The organism is Shewanella sp., assembly GCF_013214165.1.
Classification (GTDB): Bacteria; Pseudomonadota; Gammaproteobacteria; order Enterobacterales; family Shewanellaceae; genus Shewanella.
The window spans coordinates 1-9,816 of sequence record NZ_JABSSM010000106.1 but is presented as its reverse complement, the minus strand read 5'-3'; the positions used below and the strand labels follow the sequence as shown (position 1 = coordinate 9,816).

General features: G+C 46.4%; 10 protein-coding genes. 7 read left to right on the top strand and 3 right to left on the bottom strand.

Translation table 11 applies throughout. The features are described 5' to 3' along the window. The 3 genes from HRU42_RS19115 to pspA form a co-directional block, all read right to left on the bottom strand. Nucleotides 1–105 (bottom strand): PspC domain-containing protein (locus HRU42_RS19115; protein ID WP_295033456.1); only part of this gene is annotated, 105 nt, incomplete at its 3' end. Between the two features lie 137 nt (nt 106–242). Next, complete coding sequence (gene pspB / locus HRU42_RS19110) at nt 243–476, bottom strand: envelope stress response membrane protein PspB (RefSeq protein ID WP_077752250.1); 234 nt, start codon at nt 474–476, stop codon at nt 243–245. A gap of 16 nt (nt 477–492) precedes the next feature. Next, nucleotides 493–1,176 (bottom strand): phage shock protein PspA, encoded by a 684-nt coding sequence (pspA, locus tag HRU42_RS19105; RefSeq protein WP_295033453.1) that lies wholly within the window; start codon nt 1,174–1,176, stop codon nt 493–495. 177 nt (nt 1,177–1,353) lie between these two features. On the opposite strand from pspA, the gene pspF reads away from it, so the two are divergent. From pspF to fabV, 7 genes are all read left to right on the top strand, one after another. Further along, nucleotides 1,354–2,424 carry a phage shock protein operon transcriptional activator gene (gene pspF / locus HRU42_RS19100; RefSeq protein WP_295033451.1) on the top strand — a complete coding sequence of 357 codons (1,071 nt, stop codon included), beginning with the start codon at nt 1,354–1,356 and terminating at the stop codon, nt 2,422–2,424. A gap of 85 nt (nt 2,425–2,509) precedes the next feature. Next, nucleotides 2,510–4,147: an ABC transporter substrate-binding protein gene (locus HRU42_RS19095; protein WP_295033449.1), complete on the top strand. Its 1,638-nt coding sequence runs from the start codon at nt 2,510–2,512 to the stop codon at nt 4,145–4,147. Beyond that, nucleotides 4,147–5,178, top strand: a complete 1,032-nt coding sequence (locus HRU42_RS19090; protein WP_295033447.1) for an ABC transporter permease subunit — start codon at nt 4,147–4,149, stop codon at nt 5,176–5,178. Before HRU42_RS19095 ends, HRU42_RS19090 begins: the two co-directional genes overlap by 1 nt. Beyond that, nucleotides 5,165–6,055 carry an ABC transporter permease subunit gene (locus HRU42_RS19085; RefSeq protein WP_295033445.1) on the top strand — a complete coding sequence of 297 codons (891 nt, stop codon included), beginning with the start codon at nt 5,165–5,167 and terminating at the stop codon, nt 6,053–6,055. The genes HRU42_RS19090 and HRU42_RS19085 overlap by 14 nt, the downstream gene beginning before the upstream one ends. Nucleotides 6,056–6,070: 15 nt before the next feature. Next, on the top strand, nt 6,071–7,084 hold the full coding sequence (locus HRU42_RS19080) for an oligopeptide/dipeptide ABC transporter ATP-binding protein (protein ID WP_295033443.1): 1,014 nt from the start codon (nt 6,071–6,073) through the stop codon (nt 7,082–7,084). Further along, nucleotides 7,059–7,871 (top strand): ATP-binding cassette domain-containing protein, encoded by an 813-nt coding sequence (locus HRU42_RS19075; protein ID WP_295033441.1) that lies wholly within the window; start codon nt 7,059–7,061, stop codon nt 7,869–7,871. Before HRU42_RS19080 ends, HRU42_RS19075 begins: the two co-directional genes overlap by 26 nt. Before the next feature lie 181 nt (nt 7,872–8,052). Next, nucleotides 8,053–9,255, top strand: a complete 1,203-nt coding sequence (fabV, locus tag HRU42_RS19070; protein WP_295033439.1) for an enoyl-ACP reductase FabV — start codon at nt 8,053–8,055, stop codon at nt 9,253–9,255. Nucleotides 9,256–9,816 lie beyond the last annotated feature (561 nt).

The window sequence follows — 9,816 nt, the reverse complement described above, 5'->3', positions numbered from 1 at the left end:
TAGCCAGGTTTCAAAGCCGAAATAGTCTGCAATTCCAGAACAAACCCCAGCTATTTTACCCGATTGAGGAAGGCGATATAAGGTACGTTCTCTCGTGTCACTCATTTCAATTCCTCCGTTTAAAAAATTCTGCCTCGCCAGTTGAAACCACCCTAAGTCTGATGCAAGTATAACTCATTGCGACTCCTCGTTTTAAAGAGTCAGCCCCGCAGGTGGAAACCGCCCAGAGTCTGCTGTTACAGTTACTCATTGCGTCCCCTCCATTGTGGTGCTTCACTGTCTAAAATCGCTTCCAACGTGTCGATGCGTTGAGCCATCTTATCGGCCCTGCCGATCAGTTCATTAAGTTGAGAATACTCTTCTTCAGTCAGTCCCTGGCTCACCTGACGCTTGCTGCGGTAGTGAAGTATCAGCCAAATGGGCGCCACGATTATCAGAAAAATAATAATTGGGGCCATTAAAATATCCATGTTTATCACCTCTACATTATCTTTATTTGACTTTAGTCTTCGCCTTGCTGCTCTTTATTTTGGCTTTCAATGCCTCAAGCTCGGCATTGACAGAATCTTCGGCTTCCAGTGCCGCAAATTCATCACTTAGACTCTTCTTATTGCCCAGATCATAGGCATCGACTTGTGACTCGAGTCCCTCTACACGGCGCTCATACTGCTCAAACTTACTCATGGCGTTATCGATCTTGCTAGAATCAAGTTGCTTCTTCACCTCTAAGCGTGAAGAGGCTGTTTGCTTACGCATGATGATGGTCTTTTGACGAGCCTTGGCATCGGCTAGCTTCTGCTGCAGCAAGTTAACCTCCTCTTTCAAGCGAGCAATCTGCTCTTCAACAACCACAAGCTCTCGAGTCAAGGTATCGGCAAGCTCACTCGCGTTCTTTTTTTCAACCAGTGCAGCTTTAGCGAGGTCTTCACGGTCTTTCGACAATGCAAGCTCGGCTTTTCCTTCCCAATCCAGCACCTGCCCCTGTACCTTAGTGATACGACGGATTATCTCCTTCTTCTCTGCTAATATTTTAGCCGAAGTAGAACGAACCTCGACTAAGGTGTCTTCCATCTCTTGAATAATCAAGCGCACCATTTTTTCTGGATCTTCGGCCTTATCCAGTAATGAAGAGATATTTGAATTTATGATATCTGCGAAGCGAGAGAAAATTCCCATAATGCTGTCCTTAAATTAACGTTGGTGTTGGAGATATTAATCCACTTTCTATGCCAACTTTTCATATTTCATAAAATACAGTTACTTAACCAATATATTAACTTTTTCTTTCTTTTAATAACAGAGGGTCTTATTATTATTTTCACCAACTATTAGCGTTAAAGACTAAAACTTACTGTGACAAATCAATTTCAGCAAGATAATCTTATCGGTCAATCAAATGCGCTCCTCGAAGTATTGGAGCATGTTTCACAGATCGCACCTCTGTCAAAACCCGTCCTTATCATTGGCGAACGTGGTACAGGTAAGGAGCTAATTGCAGAACGCCTCCATTTCCTGTCTGCACGTTGGGATCAAAGCTTTATTAAGCTCAATTGCTCCTCACTGAGTGAGAATTTACTCGAAAGTGAACTCTTTGGCCATGATGCCGGTGCTTTTACCGGCGCCAACAAGAAACATCAAGGGCGATTTGAGCGCGCCGATGGCGGTAGCTTATTTCTCGATGAACTGGCAAATACTTCTGGGCTGGTTCAGGAAAAATTGCTTCGCGTCATAGAGTACGGTGAATTTGAGCGCGTAGGGGGCAGTAAAACAGTACGAACAGATGTCAGGCTAATCTGTGCGGCTAACGAAGATCTTCCCACCTTAGCCGAAGCCGGTGAATTTAGAGCCGATTTACTCGACAGATTGGCGTTTGATGTGATCACCTTGCCTCCTTTGCGTCATAGGCAGGAAGATATCATGACGTTAGCCGAATACTTTGCCATAGGCATGGCCAGGCAACTGAAACATGAGCTATTTCCCGGCTTCAGCCCCAGAGCAATACAACAACTGATGGATCATCACTGGCCGGGTAACATACGAGAGCTTAAGAACGTGGTGGAGAGAAGCGTCTATCGTAATCCAGAAACAGAAGCGGCCATTACCAATATAGTGGTCGATCCTTTTGCCTCCCCCTATCGCCCGATAACCAGGGTAAAAACCCGCGAGAGACAAGCGCTTGCCAGCGCCCATGCTCCAGTCACGCCCAGCGACACAGTGTCATCTTGCACCAAGCTAGCCAACAGTGATGAAATTTCTTTTCCAATTGATTTTAAAGAACATTGTGAAGGGTTAGAGGTGGTGCTACTAAAACAGGCACTGGAGGCGGGTCAATTTAACCAAAAGAAAACCGCCGAACTTTTAAACTTAAGCTATCACCAATTACGCGGCATTTTAAAAAAATACAACTTACTCGATAAAACTTAATACGCCTTAATAACATATGTTCATTGCTCATCGGCGATCAGCACTGCTAAAATGGCCACCAAAGTCCTGAAAAATTGATCTGTCGATGAGAGTGCTGCTTAAGCGTCTGTCTTTATACCCAGCCATATACTGCATCTGTGTTTTACTTGCAGGCTGTGGACCTAAGTTAGTCCCACCAGGGATAGTCTACTGCTCCGAAGGAAACCCTGAATCTTTCAATCCGCAACTGGTCACCTCAGGAACGACTGTGGATGCAACTTCACAGCAGATCTATGATGGACTGGTCAGTTACGACATAAAATCTGCCCAGATGGAGCCTTCGTTAGCCACTGATTGGCAGATCAGTGACGATGAATTAACCTACACTTTTCAATTGCGTAAAGGCGTTAACTTTCATCACACTCAAGAATTTACACCTAGGCGTCATTTCAATGCTGATGATGTCTTGTTCTCATTCAACAGGGTGATCGATTCATCCCACCCATTTCATCATATCTCCAAGACCGGATATCCGTTTTTTCAGAGCATAGGCTTCGATAAACTGATCGAGTCAATTGAAAAACGGTCTGACTATGAAGTCGCCTTCCACCTGCAACATAAAGATGCCTCTTTCCTCGCTAACTTAGCGTCCGGGTTTGCCGTTATCTTGTCTAAAGAATACGCTGCTATATTGAGTGAAAAAGGTGAACCTGAAAAAATTGACCGCGAGCCCGTTGGTACAGGACCTTTTCAGCTGGTGAAATATGTCAAGAACGACTATATACGCTACCATAGGAATGAGGGTTATTGGCGACACCTCCCCACAGCTGAACTGTTAGTGTTTGATATCACTCCTAAGAGTACCACCAGGCTGGCTAAACTCATCACAGGCGATTGCAGTGTATCGGCCCTGCCAAAGGCGGGAGAACTCGCGGTTGTTTTCCAACATGATGAACTCGAAGTAGATTCACTGCCGGGATTTAATGTCGCGTTTTGGGCGTTTAATACACAAAAAGCCCCCTTTAATGATGTCAGAGTACGCAAGGCCTTAGCCCACGCCGTCGACAGGGATAATATCCTCAGAGCGGTCTACCAGAAGACGGCTGTAGGATCCACTGGCATGCTTCCGCCTATGTCCTGGGCATATTCGAAAAATCAAAGCCTGGTAGATTATCACCCCGAGAAAGCCAGACGACTCTTAAAAGAGGCTGGCATAAAAAATCTCACTATCGATATCTGGGCCATGCCCGTCGCGCGTATATACAACCCTAACGCCCATAAGACGGCCGAACTCATTCAGGCGGATCTGGCTTACATAGGCGTTAAGGTCAATATCGTTAGCTATGATTGGAGTGTATTCAACCAGAAATTAAGTCTAAGGAACTACGACTCTGTGCTTATCGGTTGGAATGCCGATAACAGCGATCCTGACAATTTCTTTACTCCGATCCTTAGCTGTGCATCCGTACTATCGAACAGTAATCGTTCCCGTTGGTGTAACCCGCAATTCGATGACATTCTGTTTAAAGCAAAATCAATCACTTCAAAAGAACAACGTAAAGCCCTCTACCAAGAGGCCGAGGCGCTGTTTGCACAAGAACTGCCTATGCTGCCCTTTGCCCATGCGACCCGACTTATTTTGAAGAAAAAAGGCATAGATAATAGCCAACTCACGCCATTTGGCGGAATATCCTTTAATGCCGATCACCATAGGGATATGATGAATGTTGAGGAGATAAAATAATGGCTCGGTATCTGTTACGTAGAATGAATCTGTTTGTGGCTACCTCCTTGGTGCTACTCGCTGTGCTGTTTATCGCCACTCACCACTTCCCCGTCGAGATAAGGTTTGCCCTGACCGGCATACATGCCCCAACAGTCGAACAGATCACACAAATCGATCAAGATTATCGACTCCAGAGCAACCAATTCGGCCAATTTATTGGATACCTTCAGCAAAGGTTAACGGGTAATTTGGGCATTTCGGCGACATCACAGCAACCCGTGGTCGATGAGCTAGCGGCAGTATTGCCCGCCTCGTTCGAACTGGCTTTTGTCGCCGCAGTATTAGCCCTACTTTTCGGTATCCCCCTCGGTGTTTTGGCGTCGATGAGTAAAAACAAGATCACCCAACACACCATAATGACCATCACACTAACGGGATATTCTATTCCGGTTTTTTGGCTAGGATTAACCTTATCACTCTGGTTTGGGGTACAACTGGGCTGGCTGCCCATCTCAGGTCAGTTAAACTTGCTCTATGAAATTGAACCTGTCACTGGCTTGGTGCTGATTGACACGCTGCTTTCAGATTCTCCCTATGCAGACTCAGCCTTTATCGATGCCCTGCACCACATCATATTGCCTGCAGTCACACTGGCCGTACTCCCATTCACTGTGGTGGTGAGAAGCACACGCTCGGCGATCATATCCATCATGGATAAGACCTACATCAAGGCTGCTGAGGCCAGAGGCCTACATACCAGCCATATAGTGTTACGTCATGCCCTGCCCAACGCCTTGATACCTGTGCTGAAAAATCTAGGTCTCATGTTAGGCACGTTCGCCAGTTACGCCATGGTAGTCGAAGTCATCTTCTCATGGCCAGGTGTAGGCGCCTGGTTAGTCTCGGGCATCTATCAAAGAGATTACACGGTGATCCAAGGCGGTGTGCTGGCGGTTGCCTTGATCATCATATTTTTAAGTATCATGATTGAAGTTCTTCATACGGCAATCAACCCCCTAAGCAGGAAAGAGCTTTATGCCGCAAATTAAAATCTATCAGGAAGACGAGATCCCCTCTCCATTGCGCAGGTTCTGGCATGCATTTTCAGATAATCCGTTCGCATTTGCCGGATTATGGACTGTGATTTGTTTCTTGTTGCTGGCCTTATTTGGTCCGCTGATCGCCCCCTATGCTCCGGAGCAACAAGATCCACACGCCCTCTTATTGGCGCCATCATGGGATGCCGCCGGAACGGTAGAGCACTTCCTTGGTACCGACGATCTAGGTCGCGATATCTTTAGTCGCCTGCTCCATGGCGCTCACTTGACCTTCGGCATGGCCCTAGGCATAGTCCTAGCGTCTTTGGTTGTCGGTTTTATTATCGGTTCAATTTCAGGCATGATGAAAGGACTAAAATCGAGCATTCTCAGTCATTTTCTCGATGCCTTGTTGTCAATTCCCTCCCTGTTAATGGCAATATTAGTGGTCGCAGTGATGGGGCCAGGATTAGAAAACGTTTTTTGGGCCGTGGGGATTGCGCTTACGCCTCAGTTTGTCCGTGCTATTCATCAAGCCATACATGAAGAATTGCAAAAAGAGTATGTCACGGCCGCCAGACTCGATGGTGCGAATCAGTTTCAAATTTTCTGGTATGTCATCATGCCCAATATATGGGACACATTGATCATACAAACCACCTTAGGGATCTCGGCGGCCATTCTGGATATCGCCGCGCTGGGTTTCTTAAACCTAGGCGCACAAGCCCCGAGCCCTGAATGGGGCGCCATGGTTTCCCAAGGAATGGATAACCTGTTAACCGCCCCATGGACTGTGACGATACCCGGCATTGCCATCTTGTGCTGTGTCTTAGCCATTAACTTAGTCGGCGACGGCTTACGATCTGCCTTGTCGCCGATCAATAACTAATCTTGATACCTGATTATGCCCTTACTCGATATTCGTAACCTCACCATTGAACTAGACACCCCTCACGGCCGTGTCAAGGCACTGGACAGAGTCAGCTTAACCATCAACCCGGCCGAGATCCACGGCTTAGTTGGCGAGTCCGGTTCTGGCCGCAGCTTATTAGCAAGAGCCATCTTAGGCATCCCAGGCCATAACTGGACAATCAAGGCCGACCGCATGTTGTGGGATGGTCACAATCTGTTAGAGATGAGCTCTAAGCAAAGACGCAACCTGATGGGAAGCGAAATTGCCATGATATTTCAAGACCCATCCGGTAGCCTAGATCCTGTTATTCGTGTCGGCACCCAGCTAATTGAAGCCATGCCCGAAAATAAGAAACTGCCTTTCTGGCGACGCAACGCAGATAAGAAGAAGACCGCAAAAAAATGGCTGCATAAGGTGGGCATCAAGGACACGCAAAAAGTCATGTCCAGCTATGCCTGGGAGCTGTCGGAAGGTGAGTGTCAAAAAGTGATGATCGCCATGGCTATTGCCAATCAACCTAGGCTATTAATAGCCGATGAGCCGACCAACTCCATGGAAATGGACACACAGGCGCAGATCTTTCGCCTGCTGAGTAAATTAAACCAGCTACAGGATGTCTCCATTTTGCTGATCAGTCATGAGCTCGAGACCTTATCAATCTGGTGTGATCAACTGTCGGTGATGTATTGTGGACAAATCATGGAGTCAGGCCCTACGGCTGAAATTTTAGCCCATCCTTATCATCCATACACTAAAGCCCTGCTTAATAATATTCCCAACCACACAGGACAAATCGCGCATAAGTCCATCATGCGCACACTGCCAGGCTCTGCACCGGCACTGCAACATCTTCCCATAGGTTGTCGACTCGGTCCAAGATGCCCACGCGCCGAAAAGAAATGCGTGAGTCGTCCTAATTTAAGTCATAAAAAAAATCGCTATTTTGCCTGTCATTTCCCTTACCAAGAAGAAACATGTAATGAAGACACCTCTGCTTCAAGTTAGAAACCTAAGTAAGCGTTTTTATGCAGGCTACAAAGGGTTTAAGCGTGAGTATAATCAAGCTTTATCTCCTGTCTCTTTCGAGCTCAACACAGGAGAAACCTTAGCGATTGTTGGCGAAGCAGGTTCGGGAAAGAGCACCCTGGCAAGGATACTCGTCGGCGCAGAAGTCCGCAGTAGTGGCGAGATTTTTTTCGAGGGTGAAGCGCTGGAAAAGAGAAACCTAAAACAAAGATGTAAGTTAATCAGGATGATTTTTCAAGACCCTAACACATCACTCAATCCTAAATTAACCATCGGGGCTCTGCTCGATGAACCACTGAAGTTTAATACCGAACTCGATGCCAAACAGCGTAGGGAACAGGTCGTCGATAAACTCAGAAAGGTGGGTCTGTTACCCGAACACGCCGACTTCTACCCTCACATGATATCTGAAGGGATGAAGCAGCGTGTTGCCGTTGCCCGTGCGCTCATGCTGGATCCAAAAATAATCATCGCGGATGAAGCGCTCACCGCCCTCGACCTTTCTGTCCGCTCACAAATTCTAAACTTACTGTTAAAGCTTCAAAAAGAGATGGGGCTGTCTTATATTTTCGTGTCGCATAACCTCAGCATCATTCGTCATTTTAGCGATAAGGTGATGGTGCTTCACCATGGAGAGATGGTTGAGAAAGCGACAACAGAAGAATTATTCAATGCACCCAAACATGAATATACTCAACGTCTGGTGCAGGAGCTAAGCCTCTTTAGCCAGAAACGACACCACAGAACAACCAAGAAGCATGGTTAACCTCACCTGTTCAGCCATGCTTGGCATTAAGGTTAAAGGTCTACAAGGATAAGAGCCGGTGGATTTCAATCCAGTAAACTGCTCTTACCACTGGCCATTTTTAAAGAAAATCAGGAATAATCAGTGCCATTTGGCGCTTGATTAATTATCCTACTGTCACTTTTTAAAGAGAAGATGAAACATGATAATCAAACCTAAAACACGTGGCTTTATATGCACCACTACTCATCCTGTTGGTTGTGAAGCTAATGTACTCGAACAGATCAATATCACTAAGGCGAAGGGAAGCGTAAAAAACGGCCCTAAGAAAGTTTTAGTTATCGGCTCTTCAAGTGGATATGGTCTATCTTCTCGTATCGCTGCCGCCTTCGGCAGTGGCGCTGCCACTCTCGGGGTATTCTTCGAAAAGCCAGGCACTGAAAGAAAGTCAGGTACGGCCGGTTGGTATAACTCGGCGGCCTTCGATAGGTTCGCCAAAGCCGAAGGCTTGTATTCTAAGAGCCTAAATGGTGATGCATTCAGTCATGAAGCGAAACAGAAAGCCATCGATATCATTAAAGCCGACTTAGGCCAAATCGATATGGTGGTCTACTCTTTAGCCTCTCCAGTGCGTAAACTACCCGATTCGGGAGAGCTTATTCGCTCAGCGCTTAAGCCTATCGGCGAGACTTACACCGCTACCGCAGTAGACACCAATAAAGATCTTATTATTGAAACTAGCGTCGAACCTGCCAGCGAGCAAGAGATCCAAGACACAGTGACAGTCATGGGCGGTGAAGACTGGGAGCTGTGGCTAGCAGCCTTGTCTGAGGCTGGCGTTCTGGCTGATGGCTGCAAGACGGTAGCCTATAGTTATATCGGCACAGAATTGACCTGGCCTATCTACTGGCTCGGCGCCCTGGGTAAGGCCAAAATGGATCTTGACCGCGCGGCAAAAGCCTTGGATAAGACATTATCTGCCACAGGTGGTAGCGCAAATGTCGCCGTACTTAAGAGCGTTGTCACTCAAGCCAGCTCCGCTATTCCTGTCATGCCTCTTTATATCGCCATGGTATTTAAGAAGATGCGCGAAGAAGGCTTACATGAAGGCTGTATGGAGCAGATTAACCGCATGTTCACTGAGCGTCTGTACCGTGAAGATGGTCAAGCGCCCCAGGTCGATGATGCTAATCGCTTACGCCTCGATGACTGGGAACTGCGAGAAGAGATCCAGCAGCATTGTCGCGATCAATGGCCATTAGTCACCACAGAAAACTTGACGGAACTTACCGATTACCGCGAGTACAAGCAAGAGTTCCTCAAGCTATTTGGTTTTGGCATCGAGTCTGTGGATTATGAACTGGATGTGAATCCGGAAGTGAGCTTCGACGTCGAACAGATATAGACAAATACTCACGGGTGTTTGCCATCCGCGCTGAGCTAAGTTTGTAAAATAATGCATCACTTCAAGGTGATGCTTTTTTATTTTTGTTCCCTAACCGTTCGCTGTTCAACTACACATCTTCTTTTTTTCAATCACTTCCACTGATTGGTATGACTTCTTTAAACAGTAAGTGATGAAATTTAGCGCACATAATTCACTCAACGAAAAAATAAAAACTATTCAGGAAGACTCAGTAAACAATGACGTTTACTCACCTATTCACTCAGCTTTAAACACCAGATGGTGTGCTTGTCGGATAACAAGTTTCAAATATCTATTGTGGGTTCATTGGGCTGGTTTTGTTATTTGATTAGGTTCATGAATGGCATAAATTCATTCTAATCTATAGCCTGCGGCGGTGCCGTGCAGGGTCTTGTATGTTCCAGACATACATTAGACATTTCCTATCTCCCTATAGGTCAGATTCACCAATGTCGTGCTCACATGGTCAGAGATGCTCCCTACATCTCAAGACATTTCCCATCTGACCCACAAGGTCTTAAGCGTTCCAGACGCTTTTAA